This is a genomic window from Parafannyhessea umbonata, from assembly GCF_900105025.1.
Lineage (GTDB): Bacteria > Actinomycetota > Coriobacteriia > Coriobacteriales > Atopobiaceae > Parafannyhessea > Parafannyhessea umbonata.
Genome location: NZ_LT629759.1, coordinates 1290228 through 1313414, shown reverse-complemented (window position 1 = coordinate 1313414; position 23187 = coordinate 1290228). Strand labels below are relative to the sequence as shown.

At 61.8% G+C, this 23187-nt stretch carries 24 protein-coding genes and 1 pseudogene; 8 read left to right on the top strand and 17 right to left on the bottom strand.

Annotation, left to right across the window (positions count from 1 at the left end; genetic code table 11):
- Positions 1-42: 42 nt before the first annotated feature.
- Entirely contained in the window at positions 43-1152 is a 1110-nt protein-coding gene (locus tag BLT96_RS05960) for an ArdC family protein (RefSeq protein WP_090862556.1), read from the top strand.
- A 13-nt stretch (positions 1153-1165) separates the two neighbouring features.
- Here BLT96_RS05960 and BLT96_RS05955 read toward each other — a convergent pair whose 3' ends face one another.
- The 6 genes from BLT96_RS05955 to BLT96_RS05930 all read right to left on the bottom strand — a co-directional run bounded on the left by BLT96_RS05955 (position 1166) and on the right by BLT96_RS05930 (position 6636).
- Positions 1166-1777 carry an RloB family protein gene (locus tag BLT96_RS05955; protein WP_090862553.1) on the bottom strand — a complete coding sequence of 204 codons (612 nt, stop codon included), beginning with the start codon at positions 1775-1777 and terminating at the stop codon, positions 1166-1168.
- Positions 1778-2986, bottom strand: a complete 1209-nt coding sequence (locus tag BLT96_RS05950; RefSeq protein WP_157692176.1) for an AAA family ATPase — start codon at positions 2984-2986, stop codon at positions 1778-1780.
- 488 nt (positions 2987-3474) lie between these two features.
- Positions 3475-4239, bottom strand: a complete 765-nt coding sequence (istB, locus tag BLT96_RS05945; protein WP_090862546.1) for an IS21-like element helper ATPase IstB — start codon at positions 4237-4239, stop codon at positions 3475-3477.
- The gene (istA, locus tag BLT96_RS05940; RefSeq protein ID WP_419185593.1) at positions 4214-5734 is read right to left on the bottom strand and encodes an IS21 family transposase; all 1521 of its coding nucleotides are present in this window, start codon (positions 5732-5734) and stop codon (positions 4214-4216) included. Before istA (BLT96_RS05940) ends, istB (BLT96_RS05945) begins: the two co-directional genes overlap by 26 nt.
- A 126-nt stretch (positions 5735-5860) precedes the next feature.
- Positions 5861-6298: a hypothetical protein gene (locus BLT96_RS05935; RefSeq protein WP_090862543.1), complete on the bottom strand. Its 438-nt coding sequence runs from the start codon at positions 6296-6298 to the stop codon at positions 5861-5863.
- Complete coding sequence (locus BLT96_RS05930) at positions 6295-6636, bottom strand: hypothetical protein (RefSeq protein ID WP_090862540.1); 342 nt, start codon at positions 6634-6636, stop codon at positions 6295-6297. The genes BLT96_RS05935 and BLT96_RS05930 overlap by 4 nt, the downstream gene beginning before the upstream one ends.
- Before the next feature lie 63 nt (positions 6637-6699).
- Here BLT96_RS05930 and BLT96_RS05925 point away from each other — a divergent pair, with 63 nt between their 5' ends.
- The 3 genes from BLT96_RS05925 (at position 6700) to BLT96_RS05915 (ending at position 8629) form a co-directional block, all read left to right on the top strand.
- A complete protein-coding gene (locus BLT96_RS05925; protein WP_157692175.1) occupies positions 6700-7044 on the top strand; it encodes a transposase in 345 nt (114 codons plus the stop codon).
- Between the two features lie 10 nt (positions 7045-7054).
- Positions 7055-7867: an IS3 family transposase gene (locus BLT96_RS05920; protein ID WP_157692221.1), complete on the top strand. Its 813-nt coding sequence runs from the start codon at positions 7055-7057 to the stop codon at positions 7865-7867.
- 237 nt (positions 7868-8104) lie between these two features.
- Positions 8105-8629, top strand: a complete 525-nt coding sequence (locus BLT96_RS05915; protein ID WP_090862530.1) for a helix-turn-helix domain-containing protein — start codon at positions 8105-8107, stop codon at positions 8627-8629.
- A gap of 109 nt (positions 8630-8738) precedes the next feature.
- On the opposite strand, the gene istB (BLT96_RS05910) is transcribed toward BLT96_RS05915, so the two are convergent.
- Together istB (BLT96_RS05910) and istA (BLT96_RS05905) are read right to left on the bottom strand one after the other, a co-directional pair.
- The gene (gene istB, locus BLT96_RS05910) at positions 8739-9497 is read right to left on the bottom strand and encodes an IS21-like element helper ATPase IstB (RefSeq protein WP_090862493.1); all 759 of its coding nucleotides are present in this window, start codon (positions 9495-9497) and stop codon (positions 8739-8741) included.
- Entirely contained in the window at positions 9487-10950 is a 1464-nt protein-coding gene (gene istA / locus BLT96_RS05905; protein ID WP_090862490.1) for an IS21 family transposase, read from the bottom strand. Before istA (BLT96_RS05905) ends, istB (BLT96_RS05910) begins: the two co-directional genes overlap by 11 nt.
- A gap of 135 nt (positions 10951-11085) precedes the next feature.
- Between istA (BLT96_RS05905) and BLT96_RS05900 the strand changes: the two genes are divergently transcribed.
- Positions 11086-12012 (top strand): ISL3 family transposase, encoded by a 927-nt coding sequence (locus BLT96_RS05900; protein WP_157692174.1) that lies wholly within the window; start codon positions 11086-11088, stop codon positions 12010-12012.
- A gap of 109 nt (positions 12013-12121) precedes the next feature.
- Here BLT96_RS05900 and rlmN read toward each other — a convergent pair whose 3' ends face one another.
- The 5 genes and pseudogenes from rlmN to BLT96_RS05880 form a co-directional block, all read right to left on the bottom strand.
- The gene (gene rlmN / locus BLT96_RS05895; protein ID WP_052802844.1) at positions 12122-13105 is read right to left on the bottom strand and encodes a 23S rRNA (adenine(2503)-C(2))-methyltransferase RlmN; all 984 of its coding nucleotides are present in this window, start codon (positions 13103-13105) and stop codon (positions 12122-12124) included.
- An 80-nt stretch (positions 13106-13185) separates the two neighbouring features.
- Positions 13186-13887 (bottom strand): methyltransferase domain-containing protein, encoded by a 702-nt coding sequence (locus tag BLT96_RS05890; RefSeq protein WP_052241580.1) that lies wholly within the window; start codon positions 13885-13887, stop codon positions 13186-13188.
- A gap of 63 nt (positions 13888-13950) precedes the next feature.
- A pseudogene (locus tag BLT96_RS10970) lies at positions 13951-14091 on the bottom strand (putative RNA methyltransferase); the annotation flags it as partial.
- A 222-nt stretch (positions 14092-14313) separates the two neighbouring features.
- A complete protein-coding gene (locus tag BLT96_RS10995) occupies positions 14314-14643 on the bottom strand; it encodes a hypothetical protein (RefSeq protein ID WP_473225135.1) in 330 nt (109 codons plus the stop codon).
- A 16-nt stretch (positions 14644-14659) separates the two neighbouring features.
- A complete protein-coding gene (locus tag BLT96_RS05880) occupies positions 14660-14845 on the bottom strand; it encodes a cysteine-rich KTR domain-containing protein (protein WP_003431289.1) in 186 nt (61 codons plus the stop codon).
- 192 nt (positions 14846-15037) lie between these two features.
- Between BLT96_RS05880 and BLT96_RS05875 the strand changes: the two genes are divergently transcribed.
- Positions 15038-16411 (top strand): ISL3 family transposase, encoded by a 1374-nt coding sequence (locus tag BLT96_RS05875; RefSeq protein WP_090862524.1) that lies wholly within the window; start codon positions 15038-15040, stop codon positions 16409-16411.
- Between the two features lie 146 nt (positions 16412-16557).
- On the opposite strand, the gene tet(W) is transcribed toward BLT96_RS05875, so the two are convergent.
- Positions 16558-18477, bottom strand: a complete 1920-nt coding sequence (gene tet(W) / locus BLT96_RS05870) for a tetracycline resistance ribosomal protection protein Tet(W) (RefSeq protein ID WP_090548148.1) — start codon at positions 18475-18477, stop codon at positions 16558-16560.
- A gap of 683 nt (positions 18478-19160) precedes the next feature.
- Between tet(W) and BLT96_RS05860 the strand changes: the two genes are divergently transcribed.
- Positions 19161-19724 carry an MIT C-terminal domain-containing protein gene (locus BLT96_RS05860; protein WP_197674327.1) on the top strand — a complete coding sequence of 188 codons (564 nt, stop codon included), beginning with the start codon at positions 19161-19163 and terminating at the stop codon, positions 19722-19724.
- A 203-nt stretch (positions 19725-19927) separates the two neighbouring features.
- Here the strand turns inward: BLT96_RS05860 and BLT96_RS05855 are convergent, their stop codons facing one another.
- From BLT96_RS05855 to BLT96_RS05845, 3 genes are all read right to left on the bottom strand, one after another.
- Entirely contained in the window at positions 19928-20317 is a 390-nt protein-coding gene (locus BLT96_RS05855; protein WP_090862517.1) for a hypothetical protein, read from the bottom strand.
- A 391-nt stretch (positions 20318-20708) separates the two neighbouring features.
- Complete coding sequence (locus tag BLT96_RS05850; protein ID WP_059053538.1) at positions 20709-20939, bottom strand: helix-turn-helix domain-containing protein; 231 nt, start codon at positions 20937-20939, stop codon at positions 20709-20711.
- A 141-nt stretch (positions 20940-21080) separates the two neighbouring features.
- Entirely contained in the window at positions 21081-22319 is a 1239-nt protein-coding gene (locus tag BLT96_RS05845) for a tyrosine-type recombinase/integrase (protein WP_157692173.1), read from the bottom strand.
- 649 nt (positions 22320-22968) lie between these two features.
- Between BLT96_RS05845 and BLT96_RS05840 the strand changes: the two genes are divergently transcribed.
- Complete coding sequence (locus BLT96_RS05840; protein ID WP_090862510.1) at positions 22969-23184, top strand: ribbon-helix-helix protein, CopG family; 216 nt, start codon at positions 22969-22971, stop codon at positions 23182-23184.
- The last annotated feature ends 3 nt before the right edge of the window (positions 23185-23187 follow it).

The following is a 23187-nucleotide window of genomic DNA, read 5'->3' as shown; positions in this document are numbered from 1 at the left end:
GGTCCCACGGGGCCGCCCTGCCACCGTGACAGGGGGATTCTCATGGCAAGGGACTCAGGGGGCAGCCGGGAGGCGATCGCGGAGGCGAGGCGCCAGGTCGTCGAGGAGATCTCCGCCGCGATGGAGCGAGGCGGGCTCGCATGGGCGGCGGAGTGGAAGGGGTGCTGGTCGCCCGTGAACGCCGCCACGGGAAGGACATACCGCGGCATGAACAGGCTCTCGCTCGCGGCGGCGATGCGCAGGGACGGCTTCGACGACCCCAGGTGGTGCACGTTCAACCAGGCGAGGGACGCCGGCTGGCACGTGGCGAGGGGCGCCCGCTCGCCGGCGACGGTGGAGTTCTGGAGCTGGTACGTGCGCGTCCCGGGCTCCGGCGTCGTCACCCTCCAGAGGGCCGAGCAGCTCGTCCGCACGGGGAGGCTCCCCGAGGAGACGCTCAAGGACGCCTTCCTCCGCGGGAGGCTCCACCACGTGTTCAACGCCTCCCAGGTGGAGGGGATCGAGCCCTACGATCCGAGCGCGCACGCCCCGGAGAACGCCGAGGTGGAGCGCGTGGCGGACGAGCTCATAGAGTCATCGAGGTGCCCGGTCCGCGAGGAGCGCGTCGACGAGGCGTACTACCGCCCCTCGACCGACACGATCACGCTGCCGCTCCGCACGCAGTTCACCTCGATGGACGCGTTCGCTCGCACGCTCCTGCACGAGATGTGCCACTCGACGGCGCGCGAGGTCGGCCGCGAGGTGGAGAGGTCGGAGGAGGGCTACGCGCGGGAGGAGCTCGTGGCGGAGCTGGGCTCCGCCTTCGCCGCGGCGGACGCGGGCCTGGACATGGGCGCCTACGCCAACGCCGACATGGGCAGGACGTTCCTCGAGAACCATGCCGCCTACCTGCAGGGGTGGCTCACCGCTATCCGCGACGACCCGTCCGCGCTCGCGAAGGCCGCAACGCAAGCGTCAAAGGCTGCGGACTTCGTCACGGACAGGAGGGAAAGACTTCGTAAGGAAGAGCTATCAAGTAGGCAACCTCTCCGCTTCTCCCGCACAGATCTGATGTCGCTAGCGAGCAGGGCGACGAATGCCAGAGACGCGTCTTTGAGCATGAGCGACGTATCGCTTGAAGAGACACGACAACTGCCTGGGAGACTTCGATGATGAGAATTCCGAGTCACCAGTTGGATAGCTCAAGTATGCGCTTAGACAGCTCCTGAACCGTGAAGAACGGTCTCTTGGTTGAGCGGTCCCGGATGTCGGAGTTCGTGATCGCGGTCTTGACAATCTTTGGAGTGGCATCAATTGCCCTTGCCATCCAGGTAAGGTCCGACTTCGTCTCGTCGCAGTAGTCCCCTTCGCCTCCGTATCGATTCCGATATTGGGTAAGCTGGCGGAATACGTCAACTTTGTCAACGGAGCCGGACTGCACAAAATGCTGAAGTAGATACATCTCAAACTGTGGAGCGGAGAACGCCAGCCGAACTTCGTGCGATTCCGCGTAGTGCACGAGCTCAGAATAGCTGCAGGGCATCTGGTCTTCATCGCAGGCGGCCCAGCACTCAACGTCATCCTCTGACAGTTCCAACTCTTTACACAACTCGTCCCGCTTTGCGACAGCCTTGTCGATTAGAGCCAAATGTTGTCCCTGCTGACCATAGACCACGACTTTGACGAACTGTGGGGGCCGATAGATATCACCGAGAATGTCGAAGTACGCCTTCTCTGTCTTTCCCTCGCACACGATTAGAAGGATGCGCGGCAGTCTCTGCCGCCTCCTCGGCGCCATCTACCTGGTCCTAACTCGTGGAACTGAACCGTACAGCCCCCGTAGGTACCGGTCTTCCAGAGGCTCTGTCGTGCGTGCACCACGGTCCTTGAGCGAGGAGACACGTGACTCCTCTGCCATGTTCTTGTCAACGAGGAGAATGTCGTCACGCTCAGCGACGTCCCCCATGAGCGATGTGTCCTGCGTGTTCACGATAAGGCAGGCGCCCCTCTTGTTCTCCGCGCTCTTGAAAAGGGCGACAAGCGCCTTCGCGAGGCTGGGATGGAGGTAGCTACCGTATTCGTCGAGGTACAGCGTATATCCGTTGTCAAGTGCGTCAACGATGGGTACGGCCATCTCGAAGAACTTCCTTGTGCCGTTTGACTCGAGAGACCAGAAGTCCATCGCCCCCATCCCAACGATGCTCAACTCGTCATCGCGAACTGCATGGAGCGTGCTGAAGGTCGTGCCTCCCTTAGCGGCCAGTGCCTGCCGGATTTCTGCTGGAAGGGGAATCGCCGACAAGTCGTCTTCAGAGAACCTCGTTTCGCCAATCGCGATGTCACGTATCGTGAAGTCGCAATCCCGTAGGAGCTTGAGAATCTTTCCTCGCAGGTCCTCATTTCCCTTGAGCATGTCAACGAATTGCGGCGTGCGATCTGGACCCCGATCCAGCATTATCGGGGTGGATTCGACGAGAGAAAAGACGGCAGCCGAGAAGGGGTTGTTGTCCTCATGTGCCTTTGTGACGAGGAGTGTCTCGGGCCTCGTTCTCTCTTGCAGCGTCTTTCCAAAACCGTTCTTGCTTGCGGACTTTGAGTCAACGCCCCTGTCTCCACGATGGAAGACGAGGTTCATGCGACCTGTCTTGGGGGACTCTGCTCTCAGGGTCTCCTCGATCACCCGCTCGGAGACAAATGCAAAGGAGTAGCTGTAACGTCTTCCCTCGAAAGTGAATACCGCCTCGAACTCGGTTGGCTTGCCCGTTGCCCCCTGACGCAGCATGAACGGGATGTATGGGAGACGCCAGTTGGCGCTTGCTGAGTTCACTATGCATGCCCTGAAGTCTTGCAGGGCGTATGCGCTGTTCGATTTTCCGCTGGAGTTTGGGCCATAGATTACGGTCAGTGGCCTTGGCCGTCCGTCTCCATCTGAAAAATTGAAGGACTGCGGCGTGTAGAAAGACCGATAGTTGGCAATCCTGAACGATAAAAGCTTCGCGTTCCCCATTAGCGCCCCCTCCTTCTGTTTGCTTTGACATTCGTCAATATTGTTCTCGGACATGGCCATTTTAGTCGAATTTCGTTGTAATTCTACGAAATCGCCGTAAAACGGGTCCTATGAACGACCAATTTGCCAACGCCGAGCGGAGGATGACGAATCGGGGATCCGTGACTAGACCCAGAAAAGCACGACCCTGCAGAGCCAGCGGAAGAACGAGAACACGAGCCTGACCAGTCTCCTTGCCATGGTTGCCCACCTCCTGTCGGACGGCTATCCCACCTCGTTTGGGACGATAGCATCGTGTCGGGACAGGAATTGGTAGCTCGCCCGCGTCATGCCCATGAGCGAGAGGGCGCCGTCCATGCCGAGGCCATCGTCCGCGTCCGCGAGGTGCTGTGTTTAGTCAAGCCTGACTTTCGACTTTGAGCATGGATTTCTTTCGGGTCCGTGCACGAAAGTTTTTCGGGTTTCGTCACGGGCCCGCCGGCGCCTCCCTACCTTCCCGACTTCCCGAGCATCAGGCTCTCCTCCAGCCTGTGGCTCGGGCCCCCGAACTCCACGAGCCTGCCGTGGCGCGCGACGCGGTCGACGATCGCCGCTGCGAGCTTGTCGTCCGCGAAGACGGTGCCCCACCTGCCGGACTCGACGTTGGCGGCGGATATGACGCTCCTCCTCTCGTAGCTCTCGGATATCACCTGGCAGGGCAGCCTCGCCCCGTCCACGTCGAAAGGCGCGTAGCCGAATTCGTCCAGGACCAGGAGCCTCGCCTTGGCCACGTCGGCGAGCAGCCCGCCGGGCGTCCCCTCGCGCTTGGCCTTGCCCAGCCGCGGCACCAGCTGGGCCGTCTGCCAGAACCCCGCGGGGTAGCCCGCGGACGTCGCGGCGATCCCGAGCGCGGTGGCCATGTGGGTCTTCCCGCGCCCCGTCTGCCCGTAGAACACGAGGTCCTCCGCGTCGCGCACGAACGCCAGGGAGCACATGTCCTCGCGACCCCAGTCGTCGGGGAACGCCACATTCGACCAGTCGAACCCCTCGATCGACTTCGGCACGGGGAACCTCGCCTGCCTGAGCAGGCGCGCCCGCTTCGCCCTGTCGCGGTGGGCGATCTCCGACTCGAGCATCGACGTGCATGCCGCGACCTGGCCGGGCGTCGCGGAGCCGAGGAAGGCGGCGATGGTGTCGCCGGATATGAAGAGCGCCCTGGCGGCGTCGCGGAAGGCCGCCTGCGCGGCCTCACGCTCCGAGCTCGTCTGCGGCATGGCGGTCGCCTCCCTCGAGCAGCCTCAGCGCCCCGTCGTAGACGCCCAGGTCGACCTCCTCGTCGTACTCGACGCGCTCGTCGCCCGCGGCGGCCCTGGCAGCCGACAGCGCGACGCTCGCGCGATCGAGGCCGCCCGTCGACGCGAGCGAGCGCGACATGCCCTCCACGGCGGCGGCCCAGCCGCGCTCGGCGCTCTCGTCGCGCAGCACCCTCAGGTCGGCGGCGAGGTCTGCCGGGCGCTCGGAGTCCAGGAACGACACGAGCTCCGCCGGCAGCGACGCCCTGACGCTCGAGTCCCTCCAACCCGCGGGCCTCGCGCACAGCAGCCTGAGCTGCAGGGTCGGATCGGAGCTGTCGGTCGGGGCCTCGCCCCACTCGCGCTCGTAGGTGGCGACCACCTCCCCGGTCGAGGCGTCGCAGACCGTGACGTCGAAGGCGCCCAGGGCGACGTCGACCCGGCGGCGCGCGTAGGCGGGCCCGGCCGAGTAGCGGTGGGGGCCGCCTACGGTGAAGGTGCCCTGCTTGTTGCACGTCCTGGTCTCCCACCTCACACACGAGAACGCGGCCGGCGGCAGCGGCGAGAGCGCGTCTTTGTCCTCCCCGAACAGCTCGAGCTCGGGCGTGCCGAGCCTGTAGTGGCGCTTGCCCGCGCTGAGGTCGAGGCAGTCCCCGAGCAGCCTGCGGTTGAACGCGGAGACGTCGTGGAACGACGGGACGGGCACGAAGAGGTTCCTCCTGTGGCACCCGACCTTGTTCTCGACATTGCCCTTCTCGTTGCCCGAGTAGGGGTTGGTGAAGGTGTAGTCGAGCCCGTAGTGCGCCGCGAAGCGCCGGAAGAGCTCCGAGAGCCTGACCTCGCCCCCGACGCGCCTGCCGACCTCGGTGGCGTTGTCGAAGACGGCCCTCCTCGGCACGCCGCCCGCGAACTCGAAGACGTTGCGGAGCCCCTGGCAGACGCACTCGGACGTCTCGCCCCAGAACACCTGGGTGAGCCCCACGTTGGAGTGCGGGAAGGTGACGGTCAGGTACTTGCCCCTGGTGAGGACGCCACGCACCCTGAAGTCCGCCTCCCCGAAGTCGACCTGGACCTCGCCGGGCAGCCAGCTCAGCGTAAGGAAGCCCTCGGCGTCCCTGCGGTCACGCTCCCTGGCCATCTCCTCGCGGCGGCGCCTGACGTAGCGCTGCACGGTTGAGTAGGAGCCGTCGTAGCCCAGCTCGTCCCGAAGCCTCACATACACCCTCACGGCCGTGTGGCGCTGCTTACGCCAGTTCCTGCAGTCGTCGTCGAGCCAGGAGTCTATCGTCCCCTCGTAGGGGGCGAGCACCTCGCTCTCGGGCTTCCTCCTCCTCGGGGGCTCGGGCGACAGGTCGTCCATCCTGGCGTACTTCCTCGCAGTGGGCTCCGACACGCCGACCGCCCTCGCGATCGCCGCAATCGGCTCGCCACGCCGCGCCCTCCTGCGTATATCCTCTATCTTGTCCACGCCGATCATTTCCCCTCTGGCCCTCCTCACGTCGTAAACCGAAGCAACGACATGTTGGGCCAATCGCGGGATGGTCGGCGTGCCCATGCACGAACCAGTAATTTTTTCGTGCTCAGACCCGAAACTTTCCGACGCTCAAACCCGCAAATAAGACGCTATCAAACACAGGTGCCCGAGCAGCCAGACGGACCTCCTCGCGAGGGACATCCCCTCGACCGGCGGCTCGTATAGGAGCGCGAGGAGCTCCGAGAGCCTGCGCTCGTCGACGAGGTCCGGCCCCACGCGCGTGAGCCAGCGCGCGCCGTCGACGTCGCACGACCTCACGCGCGCGAGCTCGCCCTCCGAGAGCAGGTGCGCCCTGCAGCCTGCGCGCCTGGGGGCGAGCTGCTCGTCACCGCCGCCGATGGATGCGGAGTCGTACCAGCTGAGCTCGGCCCACATGCCGTCGCCCTCTACGAGCCGGACGGCCACGTCAGTCATCGCGTCCGGCGCACCGAGCGCCCCGGCGGTGGTGAGCGCCGTCGTGTCGAACTCCTCGAGGCCGCCGTCCTCGTACCAGACCGTGATCCTCACCTTGAGTCGCCCCTCTCGCCGCGGTCGTCCCTCCGGACCTCCATCTGCCTCTGTCCCGCGCCCTCCGCGTGGCGTGTGCCGCCCGCGGCGGAGGACCGCCGCTTGTTTGCGTGGCGCTTCGAGGGCCTGGCGTTTCCGCTGGTATGGTGTGCCGTCTCGGGAAGGAGCCCGTGCTCCTCGCAGCACTCCCGCGCGTCCGAGAGGAGCCTTGCGTCCTTGGCGCGCCCCTCGGCCTCCGCCCTCGCGATCGCCGCGTCGACGCCGTGCAGGCTCCTGAGCCCCCTCGACCGAACCGCCTCGACGGCGGAGGCGTGATATGGCTGCCCAGATCTAGACACGTTTGAGCCATGCCTACCGAAAGCCCTAAGATGTGTCGAAAGGCACGGAAGGGCTTTGGAATCATGGGCAAGACGACGAGAAGGAAGTACGACCCCAAGTTCAAGATGAGGGTCGCGCTTGAGGTCTACAAGGGCGAGAAGACCCTCTCCCAGGTGGCGTCGGAGAACGGGATAGCGCCCTCGCTCGCCGCCGAGTGGAGGGACCAGCTCCTCGACGAGGGCGCCACCGACGTCTTCGGCAAGACCAAGCAGGAGCGCGAGAGGAAGGCCAGGGAGGAAGCCGCTGCAAAGGAGCACGACGAGCTGCTGAGGACGATCGGCCAGCTCACCGTCGAGCGCGACTTCCTCCAGCGGTTTTGCGACGAGTGCGGCTACGACCCGGGAGAGGTGCCGGGAGGCCGCGGGTGAGCATGCCGGCATCACCCGCAAGAGGGCCTCGGAGCTCCTGGGCGTACCTAGAAGCTCCACCTACTACGAGCGCAGGGAGAAGAAGGAGACCTCCGAGGAGGACGAGCGCCTCATGGCAAAGATAGACGGGATCCATGCGGACAACCCCGCGTACGGGGCGAGGAAGATCGCCAGGCAGCTCAGGAAGGACGGCGAGGACGTCACCCGCTGGCACGTGACGAGCCTCATGCACGAGATGAACATACGACCCTGCTGCCCGCTTCCCTCGCTCTCCAAACCATCCAAGCGCTCGAAGAGGTTCCCCTACCTGCTCAAAGGCAAGAAGATCCTCTTCCCCAACCAGGTGTGGTCGACGGACATCACCTACGTCCAGATAGGTGGCCACCACATGTACCTCACCGCCGTGATCGACTGGCACAGCCGCTACATCGTGGGCTGGAGGCTGTCGGACACGATGCGGGCCGAGGATGTCGTCAGGTGCGTGCGGCGGGCCTTCGCCGAGCACGGCACACCCTCCGTCATGAACTCCGACCAGGGGTCGGTCTTCGGCTCGGACGTCTACGTCTCGCTCCTCGCATCGAACCGCGTCACGCAGAGCATGGACGGCAGGGCCCGCTGGAGGGACAACGTGCTGATGGAGAGGTGGTTCAGGACCCTGAAGTCGGAGTGGCTGAGGACACACGAGTACTCGACGCCCAAGGAGCTGGGGCGCCTCGTCGCCGAGTTCGTGGGCTACTACAACGACGCCAGGATTCACCAGTCGCTGGGGTACGACACGCCGGCAAGCTGGTACTACGCGGGAATCAACGAGAGGGTGGCCTAGGGACGACCGGAAGGCTAGGATTGGGGCACCATTAGGCAAGGACTTTCGGTAGCAGAAGCAAATCCGTGTCAAACAAACTGGCTCTTCGGTGGTTTCTGTGGGAGAGATTCCGGCATAGGCCCAGCTCAGCGGGCGAAAACAACGATCTGGAACTGAAACGGCCCCGGGAGGGGCCGTTTCCGCGTCATCCGCCTATGATTGCTAAGCCAAATTCAGACAACCGAAGAGGTGTGACGCATGAAGAGTCTACTACTTCTCGCCCTCGGTCTGGCCCGCACGGTCGTCCTGGGCGCGCGCATCGAGGCCGAGCGCATCGTCGTGAGCGTCCGGCCCTACAAGCGCGAGCAGCGCCGCTGCCCCGTATGCGGCAGGGCCTGCGACTTCTACGACATGGCGAACCGCGGGGCCCCCAGGCTGTGGAGGGCGATGGACCTGGCGCGCTCGGCCTGCTACCTGGAGTACGCGCCCTGCAGGGTGCGCTGCCCGGAGCACGGCGTGCGCACCGAGGCCGTCCCCTGGGCGCGGCACGGGGCGCGCTTCACGCGCGACTTCGAGGACTGGGTGGCGTGGCTGGCGGTCCGCTGCACCGCCTCGGCGGTCTCCGAGCTCGCCCGCGTCGAGTGGCACAGCGTGGGCGGCGTGTGCAGGCGCGTCTACGCCGAGCTGGAGGCCGCGCGCGGCGCCTCGAGGTTCGACGGCGTGCGCCGCATCGGCATCGACGAGACGTCGTACAAGAAGGTGTGTTATGTCAATAGTTCTTGAGCGAATATCGCATCGGGATTTGAGCGGATTTCTCACTTGACTTGGGCGGGCCCTGCGCAATTCTCGCGGGGCCCGCCCTCCGCCGCTTCGGGCGCGGCCGCCGGACCGCCTACTCCGCGCCGCCCCCGTCCGGGGACATCAGCGCGTGCCTCACGCGGTAGGACTCGCCCCTGAACTGGAGGAGCCTGCCGTGGTGGACGACGCGGTCGATCACGGCCGCGGCCATCTGGTCGTCGCCGAAGACGGACCCCCACCTCGAGAACTCCAGGTTGGTCGTGAAGACGACGGACTGCGTCTCGTAGGCCTGCGAGACCACCTGGAAGAGCAGCCTGGCCCCGTCGACGTCGAGCGGGAGGAACCCGAGCTCGTCGACGACCAGCAGCTCGGCACGGCCGACCTGGGCGAGCTCGCGGTCGAGCCTGCCCTCGTCGCGGGCCCGGCGCAGCCTGCCGACGAGCGAGGAGGCGGTGAAGAAGCGCGCGGGCCGCGCCGACTGGCACGCCAGCACGCAGAGCGCCTCGGCCATGTGGGTCTTGCCCGTGCCGACGTCGCCCATGAGCACGAGGTCCTCGCGGCCGCCCAGGAACGACAGCGAGAGCAGGTCGTCCCTGCCGAAGCCGTCCGGCCAGGACACGCACGACCAGTCGTAGCCCTCGAAGGTCTTGGCCTGCGGCAGGGCGCACCTCCTCAGGAGCTGCGCCCTCTTCGAGGCGTCCCTGCTCGCGCCCTCGGCCTCGAGGTAGCCGAGGAGGTACTCGACCTGCCTGGGCGTGCCCCTCCTGGCCCACTCCGCGAGCACGGACTTCGTGAGCGAGCACCTCTTGCCGGCCTCCACGACCGCGTCCGCCACGCTCGCGCTACTCTGCATCCCGCGCCGCCTCCCCGAGGAAGCCGTCGTAGACGGCGAGGTCGGCCTGCCCCGGCTCGGGGCCGCCCGCGGCCACGCGCCTCGCGAGCGCGTCGCAGGACGCGTCGTCCGGGACCCTGCCGCCCGCGAAGATCCTCGCGGCCGCCTCGCAGGCGGCGCCGAAGCCGGAGTGCTCGGACGCCCTCCCTATCGCCCTGAGGGCCTTCCTCCTCCCGGCCTTGTCGCAGCGGTCGAGCTCTCCCACGAGCGCCCCGGGCATGTCGCGCCTGATGGTCGACTCCCCGAAGGCCCTCGGCCTCGCCACCAGCGCCGGGATCAGCGACGCCGGGTTCCTCACGGTCTCGCCCTCACCGAAGCTGCGCGCGAGCGTGGCGACGCGCCTGCCCCGGTCGGCGAGGACCTCGACCGACCTGGCGCGCACGCCCACCACGAGCTCGCGGTCGTGCCAGGCGGGCCCGACGCAGTAGAGGTTGCCGTCCACGCGCACGTAGCCGCGCTTGTCGGCGCGCGCGTGCGTCCACCTGACCGCGTCGAAGGGCGCGCCCGGCAGGGCCAGCATCCCGGCGAGGTCCTCGCGGAGCGCCTCCGGCGTGGGCGCCCCGGCCCTGTTCCTCGCGCCGGCGTTGATCCGCTCGCAGCCGGCCCTGAGCCCCTCGTTGAGCTCGTCGACCGAGGCGGCCTCGGGCACGGGGACGAGCAGGTTCCGGCGGAGGAACCCCACGGCGTTCTCGACGGAGCCCTTCTCGTTGCCGGAGTGCGGGTTGCAGAAGCGGACCTCGCAGCGGTAGTGGGCCCTGAAGTGCGAGAACAGCTCGGACTCGGTGACGATGCCGCGGAGCATGCGCCCGGCCTCCGTGGCGTTGTCGAGCACGAGGACGCGCGGGGCCCGCCCGGCCCACTCGAAGACGAGGCGCAGGCCCCAGCAGAGGCACTCGGACCTCTCGAGCTCCATTGCCACGCAGAAGCGGGCGTTCGAGTGGGGCAGCGTCACGACGAGGAGCCTGAGGGTGCGCGGGACGCCCGCGACGACCGCGCGGAACGACCCGTAGTCGACCTGCGCGGTGCCGGGCTCCCAGGCGAGCTCGAGGTAGCCCTCGCGCGGGGAGCGCGAGTGCCCGCGCCTCCACTCGCCCACGTATCGGCACACGGTCGAGTAGGAGCCCGCGTAGCCGCGCTCCTCCACCAGCCTGTCGTAGATCCTCTTCGCCGTGTGGCGCTGCTTCCTGGGCGCGCCGAGGTCGGCCTCCAGGACGGAGTCCACCCACGCGGCGTCGGCGTCGATCGCGGGGTGCGGCCTCGCGCTCACGGGCGCGGCCGGCGACATGTCCTCCATGTCCGCGTACTTGCGGACGGTGTTGCGGCTCACATGGAGCTCGCGCGCTATCTGCGACCTGGACGCACCACCGGCGTCCAGTTCCCTGATAGCCTGTCTTGTGTCAAGGGGCACGGTCATCCTTCCTTCCTCTCCGGGCGGGCCTCGTCCGACTCATCATCAATCCCGCCCGGAGGAAACATAGCGGGGGCCGTGCCCCTTGCGCGGCCCGGGCACGGCCCCCATGCGAATACTGCTCAATTCCCGATGCGTACGGTGGTCAGGTCCCCGTGCGACATCCGCGCAGTTCCTATTGAAAATCAACAGAAGGGCCACAAGTACGTCACGGTGGTCGTCGACCACGACCGCGGCTGCCTCATCTGGGCGCACGAGGGCACCGGCAAGGACGTGCTCAACCTGTTCCTCGACGAGCTCACGCGCGAGCAGAGGCGCGCCATAGAGGTGGTGACCGCCGACGGCGCGAGGTGGATAAGGCAGCTGGTCAAGCGCCGCTGCCCCAACGCGAGGTGGGTCATGGACCCCTTCCACGTGGTCCAGTGGATGAACGACGCGCTCGACGCCGTGCGCTGCGAGGAGTGGAACGCCGCCAGGGCCGCCGCCAGGGCCGCCAGGCCCAGGCCCGAGGGCAAGCGCGGCAGGCCTGCCAAAGGCGAGCTGCCGCCCGAGGAGGTCAGGGCGCTCGAGGAGGAGGCGGCCTCCATCAAGGGCAGCCGCTACGCGCTCGTGAAGAACCCCGAGGACCTCACCGACGGCCAGAGGGCGAGGCTCGAGGCGCTCAAGAAGAGGGCCGGCTCGCGGCTGGTCAGGGCCTGGGAGCTCAAGGAGGACCTGCGGGCCGTCTTCCGGGCAGCCGACGGCTCCGAGGCCGCCGAGCTGCTCGACGACTGGATGCACAGGGCCGCCTACTGCAAGATCGCCAAGGTCGTCGCCGTGGAGAAGAAGGTGCGCCGCCGGCGCGACGACATCATCGCCGCAGTCGAGCTCGGCATCAGCAACGGGCGCGTAGAGGCCATCAACAACAAGATCAAGGTGACGGTGAGGATGGGCTACGGCTTCCGCAACACCGACAACCTCGTGGCCCTGCTCATGCTCAGGTGCGGCGACTGCCAGCCCCAGCTCCCGGGTCGCCCGGTGAAGGCGAGGAAGAAGGGCGTGAAGGGAGCGAAGAGCGTTGCTGCCTAGGCTAGCCCCTTGTCACACAAACTACCGAAGCCTCTAAAAAAGCCGATAACACATAGGTTTTTGACCTAATGCGTTATCGGCTCTGCGTCTATGCGTCTGGCACTTTTAATCATTTTTTTTTGAATTTATTATATGTGTTAGCTAACTGTCCACAAGCCGCGTTAATCTCTCTGCCATGAGAAACTCTTATAGTAACTTCAAGTCCTGCTTGCTCTAATTGATGTTTGAATGCAACTATTTCCCGTTTCTGTGGTGCTTTAATTCTTGAATTGCTTGTTGGGTTGTATTGTAACACGTTAATCATAACTTTTTTGCCCCGAAACCATTTTGCAAGTTGTCTTACATCTGAGGGCCGGTCATTTATACCCGGTAAAAGCAAATACGCAAAGACAATTTTGCGATTATGCCTTTCAGAATAGGATAAGGCTTGCTTAACAACATCTTCAATAGCATATATGCGCATGTGAGGAATAATACGATTTCTTGCAGATTGTGTTGCTGCGTGTAAAGATATTGTCAACTGAATTTTAAGATGTTCCTCGCGCAATTTTTTTAATTGATCGACCGGACCAACTGTTGATATGGTAATGCCGTCGGTTGGAAAGTTGAGCCCATATCTATCTCGGAGAATATGGATTGCTTTTATCAAGTTGTCATAATTGAATAAAGGCTCTCCCATACCCATAAAAACGATACGGTTTACTTTTCGACGCAACAATATAATCTGTTGTACGATTTCTGACGATGTTAGATTACGAACAAAGCCATTTCGCCCGGACTCACAAAAAATACAACCAACAGGACAACCGACTTGTGTGCTCACGCAAACAGTTCCACCATCTCGCCGCTTGATAAAAACCGTTTCAATGTATTTGTTGTCTTTCAGTTCGTAAACATACTTTTCAGTATCACTGCTTTTGCAAATATTTTTTACCAACATTGATAGATTTTTTTTGCGTGGTAATTGCTTATATAATTCTTCATATAAGGCTTTTGCTTCATTCTCGCCAATAACTTCCGACATTTCTTTGTAAGTAAATCCGTATGGATCATTCCGTACTTCCGCAGGCGTATATTTAGGTAAACGTTTCATTTTTATATCCTTTCTTCTAAATAATAAAAGTTTGTTTTTCTGTATTTTTGATTATTAAGAGGATGATGAGCTGGCTGAGCTCATGAAGGGCCTTGGGAGCGAGGGGTGCCCACCAGCAATTCAGCCTCGATGGTGATGCTTTTCACACGCGATAGATTTAGGGACTCCGCGTCGATGCCGAACAGCAGCGGCGTCATCTCGGCGAACACGCGGACGTCCCTTTCGGACATCTCGAAGGTGCGCGTCACCTTGATGCGGTCGGTCATCTTGAAGTGCTTCTCAAAGCAATCGGTCACCAGCTGGTTTGAGTATTCCTTGCTGCGCAAAGATCCTTCAGCAAGGTGGCGCAGCTCCGTAAGATGATTGCTGCCTGGAACCACTTTGACCAGCACTCCTGGCGCGGAGGCGTTTCTGGTTGGGGTGAGAACGCGCTTGAATTCGTCGTAGTTCGAGGGAGCGAATACGTCCACCACGCAGTTGATGGAGCCTTTCAGCACGGGGATGTTCGTCAGGTCGCCAACCAGCCATTTGACCGCCTTTCTGGAATCGTGGCGGGCCGCCATCAGCATGGCGTCTTTTGAGAGGTCAAACGCCACCACGTCGACACAGAGGTTTTCTCGGATTGCACGTGCATAGAAGCCTTCTCCGCATCCCGCGTCGAGCACGCGGAATGGCGTCGCGTTCACAGCTGCAGGACCCTCGCTTGGGGAAAGGGCCCTTCCTACCGCGGTGAGGACGGCTTCTTTCACGTGGTCGTAATACCCTGCCTCCAGGATTGCCATGCGGCTCTCAAAGGATTCTTTGCTGTAGTGGGCTGACTGCCTGGAGGGCCCTAGAAGGTTTACGTACCCCTGCTTTGCGATATCGAAGCAGTGCCTCTTCGGACATACGAGGCTCCCTTCCTGCAGCTTCAGGGCGCTGTGGCAAAGGGGGCAAGAGAGCACGTCGGCGCTGTCAGCAAATCGCGCGTATCTGTCGAGTACCATTGCGTCTCCTTTCGTCCAAGCAATTCTAGCGGATGAGTCTTCCCCAGCAGTGCATGGCTAATCATAGCAGGCAGAACCGCACAGTGACAAATAGCTGAGCTATTTCAAGCTGGGATTTCGGTATTCTGCTGCCCTCTTTTGGGCCACTTCATTTCGCCACGCTTTTGACAGGAGCAACAGGGTCCTCGCGCGCAAAACGCATATGGGCAATGCAGCCGTCTGTCAGGGCATGCCTGCGCCCCCGAACCTGCCGAAAAGGCGCTGATCTGCCCGCCAGGGCATGCCTGCGACCCCGAACCAGCCGAAAGGGCGGTGGATCTGCCCGTCAGGGCATGCCTGTGCCCCCGAACCAGCCGAAAGGGGGGTGGATCTGCCCGCCAGGGCATTGGCAGAAGAAAGAATGCCGAGATACTCAATAAGAAGATTGATAACCTTCAGCAGGTGAAAAAAGGAGGCTTCATTCTCGCCAATAACTTCCGACATTTCTTTGTAAGTAAATCCGTATGGATCATTCCGTACTTCCGCAGGCGTATATTTAGGTAAACGTTTCATTTTTATATCCTTTCTTCTAAATAATAAAAGTTTGTTTTTCTGTATTTTTGATTACAATCTCTAATTTTTCTACATCAATGATATGCGTCAATTTGCATTTAGGGCAGAAAAGAGGAAAATCTTTTAATACAGTATTATGAAATACTTGAACTCTCGTCTTTCCGTTACAAATCGGACATTTTATCCAATATTTTTTAAGCATTATATTTCACTCGTCCTTTTTACACAAAAAAATGGGCTCTTCGGTGGTTTCTGTGGGAGAGATTCCGGCATAGGCCCAGCTCAGCGGGCGAAAACAACGATCTGGAACTGAAACGGCCCCGGGAGGGGCCGTTTCCGCGTCATCCGCCTATGATTGCTAAGCCAAATTCAGACAACCGAAGAGGTGTGACGCATGAAGAGTCTACTACTTCTCGCCCTCGGTCTGGCCCGCACGGTCGTCCTGGGCGCGCGCATCGAGGCCGAGCGCATCGTCGTGAGCGTCCGGCCCTACAAGCGCGAGCAGCGCCGCTGCCCCGTATGCGGCAGGGCCTGCGACTTCTACGACATGGCGAACCGCGGGGCCCCCAGGCTGTGGAGGGCGATGGACCTGGCGCGCTCGGCCTGCTACCTGGAGTACGCGCCCTGCAGGGTGCGCTGCCCGGAGCACGGCGTGCGCACCGAGGCCGTCCCCTGGGCGCGGCACGGGGCGCGCTTCACGCGCGACTTCGAGGACTGGGTGGCGTGGCTGGCGGTCCGCTGCACCGCCTCGGCGGTCTCCGAGCTCGCCCGCGTCGAGTGGCACAGCGTGGGCGGCGTGTGCAGGCGCGTCTACGCCGAGCTGGAGGCCGCGCGCGGCGCCTCGAGGTTCGACGGCGTGCGCCGCATCGGCATCGACGAGACGTCGTACAAGAAGGGCCACAAGTACGTCACGGTGGTCGTCGACCACGACCGCGGCTGCCTCATCTGGGCGCACGAGGGCACCGGCAAGGACGTGCTCAACCTGTTCCTCGACGAGCTCACGCGCGAGCAGAGGCGCGCCATAGAGGTGGTGACCGCCGACGGCGCGAGGTGGATAAGGCAGCTGGTCAAGCGCCGCTGCCCCAACGCGAGGTGGGTCATGGACCCCTTCCACGTGGTCCAGTGGATGAACGACGCGCTCGACGCCGTGCGCTGCGAGGAGTGGAACGCCGCCAGGGCCGCCGCCAGGGCCGCCAGGCCCAGGCCCGAGGGCAAGCGCGGCAGGCCTGCCAAAGGCGAGCTGCCGCCCGAGGAGGTCAGGGCGCTCGAGGAGGAGGAGGCCTCCATCAAGGGCAGCCGCTACGCGCTCGTGAAGAACCCCGAGGACCTCACCGACGGCCAGAGGGCGAGGCTCGAGGCGCTCAAGAAGAGGGCCGGCTCGCGGCTGGTCAGGGCCTGGGAGCTCAAGGAGGACCTGCGGGCCGTCTTCCGGGCAGCCGACGGCTCCGAGGCCGCCGAGCTGCTCGACGACTGGATGCACAGGGCCGCCTACTGCAAGATCGCCAAGGTCGTCGCCGTGGAGAAGAAGGTGCGCCGCCGGCGCGACGACATCATCGCCGCAGTCGAGCTCGGCATCAGCAACGGGCGCGTAGAGGCCATCAACAACAAGATCAAGGTGACGGTGAGGATGGGCTACGGCTTCCGCAACACCGACAACCTCGTGGCCCTGCTCATGCTCAGGTGCGGCGACTGCCAGCCCCAGCTCCCGGGTCGCCCGGTGAAGGCGAGGAAGAAGGGCGTGAAGGGAGCGAAGAGCGTTGCTGCCTAGGCTAGCCCCTTGTCACACAAACTACCGAAGCCTCAACAAACTCAGCCACTTCATTTGCTTTTTTGCTTCCATTAAATCTTCCTTACTATATTCCATTGTTACCCTCCATAACTTCTGATTGTTGCCGTCTTGACGATTATGTATCTTTACATTACCTTCTGAAACATATAGCGCACCTTGTCCAGGCGGCTGTTTGGACGGCGGGGCTGGATGACTGGCTTGCCGACAGCGGCCTGATACCCTTTCAGTTCTGTAAGGCATACGCTCTGCCCGTTGGTGTAAAAGGCCAGATCAGTACGGTATGCCTGTATACAGCGGGCGGGAATCTCGCCAGTAAAGACAACTTCATCCTTTTTTACCTGGACCGTTTCGATGGTGGCACAGTATTTCGGTGCATCATGATAAGCCCTGGAAAGATATTCCCGGGGCGCATAGAGGGTGAAGGAGAGATAAGGTTCCAGCAGTTGCGTCCCTGATTCCTTCAATGCCTGTTCCAATACAATCGGGGCCAATGAGCGGAAGTCCGCCGGCGTGCTGACCGGACTGTAATAAAGCCCGTATTCAAAGCAAATCTTACAGTCCGTTACGTTCCAGCCGAACAAGCCCTGCTCCAGCCCGTAACGGATACCATCCCTGACAGCGTTTTGAAAACTCTGGTTCAAGTATCCCAGCGAAACCCGGCTCTCGTATTGTACACCGGAGCCAAGCGGGAGTGGTGTAACAGACAGTCCGATGGATGCCCAAAACGGGTTGGGCGGCACCTCGATATGGATGGTGTGGCTGGCTGCTTTGAGCGGCCGCTCCATATAAATGACGGTGGGTTCCTTTACCACTGTTTCAAGCTTGTATTTTTCCGACAGCAAAGCGGAAACAACCTCCAACTGCACCCGGCCCAAAAAAGAAAGAATGATCTCATGGGTGATGGAATCCACCTCGCAGCGCAAAAGCGGGTCAGTATCCGCAAGTTGCGTAAGAGCGTCCAGCAGCCGTTCTCTTTGCGCTGCCGTTTTCGGCGCAATCGACGTCCGCAGCATGGGGAGGGGGTCCTCACGCCACCTTTTACGAGGGAGCCGGGTTGGGTCCCCTAATACATCGTTTAACCTCACGCTGTCGCTGGGAAGGATAACAATTTCACCCGGATAAGCGGTGTCTGTCCGAACAATTTCCCCTTTGGATGGAATACGCATCTCTGTGATTTTCAGCTTTTCTCTCCCGGCCAGGGCCACCGTATCCCGCAGGCGCAGCGTTCCGCTGTATAGCCGTAGATAGACACGCCGCTGGCCGCAATCTGTATACTCCACCTTGAAAACGCTGCCGCATAGGGCGGCGCTCCCCTGTTCCCCAATCGGTTGGAACAGCCCTGTCACCGCATCCATCAACGGTTGAATGCCAAGGCCCTTTTTGGCGCTGCCATAATAGACCGGGAACAGGGAGGCGTCTTGAACCCGCCGCTGTTCCTCCCGCACAAGTTTTTCCCGGCTGATTGGTTCTCCTGCGATATACTTTTCCAATAATTTATCGTTATTTTCGATGACCGCATCCCATGCTTCTATGTCGGTATTTTCCTCCAGGACTATTTCCGGGGACAGCGACACCGTCTGCTTGATGATAATATCGGCGGAGAGCTTATCCCGAACAGACTGAACCACGCTCTGCAAATCAACGCCAGCCTGGTCGATCTTGTTGATAAAGATAACGGTGGGAATGTTCATTTTCCGCAGGGCATGGAACAGAATACGGGTCTGGGCCTGCACGCCATCTTTAGCGGAGATCACCAAGATGGCCCCATCTAAAACAGCCAAAGAGCGGTACACCTCCGCCAAAAAATCCATGTGGCCGGGCGTATCCACAATGTTGACTTTACATCTGTGCCACTGGAAGGAAGTGACTGCCGCTTGAATGGTAATCCCACGCTGCCGCTCCAAAAACATGGTGTCCGTCCTCGTTGTCCCTTTTTCGACGCTCCCCGGTTCTGAAATGGCTCCGCTGGCATATAGCAGGCTCTCCGTCAAGGTCGTCTTTCCAGCGTCTACATGGGCAAGAATTCCAATATTGATTATTTTCATGTGATTGTCCTCCCTTTACTGCCCCGAAGGGCATAAAAATCCCCAGCAGTAAAATACTTTTACCACTGGGGATAATTTGCGGACATACACATATACAGCATACACCTGTTTGTGAGTGCTGTTTTTGGGGATATGTCAAAATTGATAAGGCAAAAGTATTCTTAAATTGGGTACAAAAAACTAAGCCCCTACAAAAGGGACTATCATAATCCTTTGTTCCCACTATTTGATTATAGTTTTATTTAAGAATACCTTGCCGCATATTTTTTACTCCTTTTCTGGACTTGAATTATTATATCACATCAGTTTTAGGAAAACAAGTACCTAAAAGAAATTTTTCTTCCCCTTATATGTAACAATCATACCGGCTTCCTAGCGTTCAGAATGTTTTCTGCTGTCTGCTGTGGTGTTTGGTTGGAATTGTCCAACCAAAAGCCGATCCGTGGTGTTGTCTGCATTTTACTAAATACAAATTCAATGTATACAGAAAGATATAAGGAGTGGGAGGGATTCCGCCGTAGTTGGCATTGTAGGAAAATCCAAAAGTTTAGATTTTCCCACAATGCTTATCTTTTGGTCTTTGGTTCGGAATAGTGTAGTGCTGGCGGTCTATCTCTTGTTTTCGGTTGCTTGCTTCCTTACCGTACATGAGCATTCTCGGCGAGGATGCATCAGCGGCGTCGGTGGCAGCGTCTGCTTCTACACCGACCGAGACAAGTTCTTCCCAGGCGCCGGCGGATTCCAGGCTCTTCGAGGGGCACAAGGAGTTCCGCGAGAACCAGCGCGGCGTCTCGTACGAGACGCTCCTTGGCCCGTACCTCGATGGCGTGCGGGAGGTTGACATTACTGATCCCTACATTCGCCAGTTCTACCAGTGCCGCAACCTGATGGAGCTGCTCGAGGTTATCCTGAGGCACTTCGACTACCGGGTGCCGGAGATTCAGGTGCACCTGCTGACCGCGCCCGACGACTTCCCGGACTCCAAGCAGACGTACTACCTGGACCAGATCGCGGACGCCACGAGGCCGATGGGGCTGAATTTTACCTACGAGCTGGACGAGTCACACACCATCCACGCGCGGCACGTGAGGATAAACTGCCAGTGGGACGTGATGCTCGACCGCGGGCTGGACATATGGCAGCGCTTCGATGCCGGCGACGCGTTCTGCGTGGAGGCGGGGATGCCGGAGTTTCGTCGCGTCAAGCAGTTCGAGGTCGTGTACAGACGGCTTCGTAAAGATAGATAAGAATACGACCTACCCACTCACCTAGCGAGTCGGTGGTTGCCATTTCCCCTCCCCGCCGTCGTTAGGTGTTCCTGACGGCGGGGAGGGCGGCCGCGGGAGGGCTTGGCTGCGGCCGTGGCGGGAGGAGATTGGGGCCACTCGGGACTTCCCCGAGCGGCCCCTTTCCGACCGTGAGCGGTTTTTTATCGTCTAGACGTCCTAGGTCACATGCGCTCCGCCCACTGCCAGACCCCCACGAGGTGGCGCAGCTTCGCACGGCGCTCTCCCGTTATGGCGATGGATATGGCGTCGTGGCGGATTGCGTCCACGTCGCCGTGGTCTGCGAGGTAGAGGAGGCACGCGCGGCGCATGGCGGCGACGTCCTCGTCCTCGAGGTCGAGCGTCGGCAGGGCCTCGGAGCCCGGCTCCATGGTCGCCCTGACGGTTACGAGGACGGTCTCGCCGCCGTCCGTGGCCACGATGCGGTCGCCGTCGGCGTGGACGTCGCGCAGGCCCCTCCCTTGCAGGTAGTCCGTGCAGAGCCCGAGTGCCGTCTGGCGGAGCTCCTCCTCGGTCATGGTCGTTGCGGCCTGGCTCTCGCTTGTGCTGGTCATGGCTGACCTCCCTAGGACGTGGGGGCTCCCTTTGCCCCCGTTGGGGCCCAGGGAGCAAGCCACGGCGACGCGGGGGCCGCGCCCTTGCGGGCGTGGCGCTGCGGGCTCCGCGGTGGCGTGGCGCCAGGGGGCGGGAAGAGGTGCTTGCCCCCTGTGCTACCTTGGTCCCAACGGGGGCCCGGAGGTCATGCCCTTGCCCTTTGCGTTTTCGACGGGGCGCGAGGACAGGGGACCCCTCACAGTCCCCGGCGCAGCGGCGTGTCGGAAACGCTGCTCTCTGAAGAGAAGCGGGGACGCGTGACCGATGCGTCACGCGTCCCCGCGGCGATTCTCCGATTGAAATATGACTCTGCGCGATGGATTAGTCACACGTACGAGTTGTCGTTCACATCTACGGAAGCCTACCCTTGTCGAGGAGCTCCTTCTGCACGGTCCTCCTGTTGACCCTGAGGAGCCCGCCAACACGGATGTGCGGGAGGGCATTGATCAGCTGGTAGCTCTTCGTCCTCCCGACGCCGAACACCTCTTGGATGTCCCTTGGCCCGAGCCATTCGGGCCTGTCGCAGAGCGGCGACGTGTCCGAAAGCGACCTCTCCGTGGGGCCCGTCGGCTTCCTGTCCATCTCGCGTACCTCCTCCTTCGAGATTCCGTGCCATGCCGAGACGTTACGTCGCATGCCGAAGTGTGCGGCCGTCGCCTCGGGGCGCTGCGTTTCCCGGGCTTCCCGTGCGTTCCCCACCAGAAAGGGGACACAGCCGCCCGGCTACACGACGCGCAGCATCGTCTCGCTCCCTTCGTCCTGTCCGCTGCCGGGTCTTGCCGCCATCTGCTCGGCGATCGTCCTGGCGGCGGACCTCCTCGCGTGCGGGTCGGCGCTCGCGTAGGTGTTGAGCGTCATCGCCGCGTTCGCGTGGCCCATGAGCGAGCTCACCGTCTTGATGTCGGTGCCCGCGGCGACGAGGTAGGTGGCGTAGGTGTGCCTGAGGTCGTGCAGCGTCACCCTCCTCCCGGTGGTGCCCACCAGGTCGAGCATCTTCGCGATGGAGGCGAACTCCTTCGTGAGGCGGTCTGGGTAGTAGAATGCGCTGCTGGAGTCGCCCAGGACGTAGAGGTCCTCTATTGCCTCTGGCCCTCCGCCCAGCAGCGTGACGAGGCGGCGCCTGCGCCTCGCGAGCCTCGACGCCAGGTCCGGCTCGAGCGGGACCTCGCGTCGGCTCGTTGGCGTCTTGGGCTCCTTCACCACGGCCTTGCCCTCGCACTGGCAGACTGCGACCCTCACCCGCAGGACGCCGTGGTCGAGGTCGACGTCCCTCCACCTGAGGCCGCACATCTCCTCCCTACGCAGCCCGCAGGCGAGCCCCAGCCTTATCGCGAGCGTCACCTCGGTGTCCTGCATGGAGTCGAGTGCGAGTAGCAGCCTCTCGCGCCCGTCGGCGTCGAGTGCGTTTGGCTCCCTCGCCTCGCGCTTCGGCGGCTTGATCCGCCTCGTGAAGGGGCTCCGCTCGATGATCCCGCTGTCCGCCGCGTACTGGAGCGCCTGCTTGAGGAAGCGATGTGCTTTGGCGACCGTGTTGTTGCAGAGCCCATCTTCCAGGAGCGCCGCCTGCATCTGGAGGATGGTGTCCCCGGTGATCTCGTCTATCCGCATGGCGCTCAGGTAGCGCGAGACGTGCTTCGCGCAGTGGCGGTAGTTCGCAGCGGTGGTCTGGGCGATGCCCGCCCCGCTCTCGAGCGAGCGGATGTAGCGCTCGAGAAAGGTGGGCACGAACATGTCCTCCCTCGTGATGCCTAGGGGGAGCTCCTGCCTGCGCACCTCGTCGTCGAGCTCCTTTCGTATCTCGTCTGCCCTCCTCCTCGCGGCGCGCTTCCCCGACGCTCGGAAGCTGCGGGTGGTCTGGTGCCTCTTGCCGTCTTCCGTGCGGGAGTATCGGCACTTCCAGCGGCCGTTGCCGAGGTCTATCAGCGACCCTTCGGACCAGATGTCTTCTTTTACCTGGTACATCCCCTGCCTCCATGCCACGCTGCTGCGGGCGCCCCCGTCGGCTCCCCGGCGTTCGGAACCTGCAAGTGGAGGGGCCATGTATGCGAAAAGCTACCCTCCGCCCCGAGTGCACGCGGGTGCACGCGAAGAGTGCACGCGGAGTGCACGCAACCCGGTTAAGCTCGACACGAAATGATACTGGGTGGACGGTCATCTGGCCTGTCTACCAGCCCTTTTGGCACGATTTGGCATGAATGAGCACGATGCGGATACCCCATATAAGCGTTCTGACACGGAAGAGGTCAGAAGTTCAAATCTTCTAACGCCCACCATAAACTCGCAGCTCAGAGGCATCGTCTCTGAGCTGCTTTCTTTTGGTACACATTTGGTACGCGTTTTTGGTACACACTTTTTGGCTCGGATTTCTGTTGAGCCCTCTCCTCATTGCTTCCACATTTGCCAGACATAAACACTCGAGAAGAGAGAGGGGAGCAATTCAAATGGCTGGGGTCCCGAGGCGTCCCTGGCTCATGGGGAGAGTCTGCCCGCCGGAAGTCCGAAAACTAAAGCGTCGGGGTGAAAGATAGGAGTCTCTCGTCTCTTCCACGGATAATCCATTTGCATGTTAGAATGCAATCCTATGTATTCGATACGCCATAGGAGATGAGACATGAGCTATCGCGAGCTTGTCGAGAACGGCGCTGATCGGACCACCATTCAGTCCTATTTGACGCAAGGAGAGATGTCGACCACGACCGTTCGCATTCCGGCCAATCTCAAAGCCGCCATCACTGAAGAGGCATCACTCTCCGGGATGAGCTTCTCCGCCTTCATAAGACTATGCGCCATCCAACGTCTCACCGCAGATGCCAGTGACTCTCACTAAACG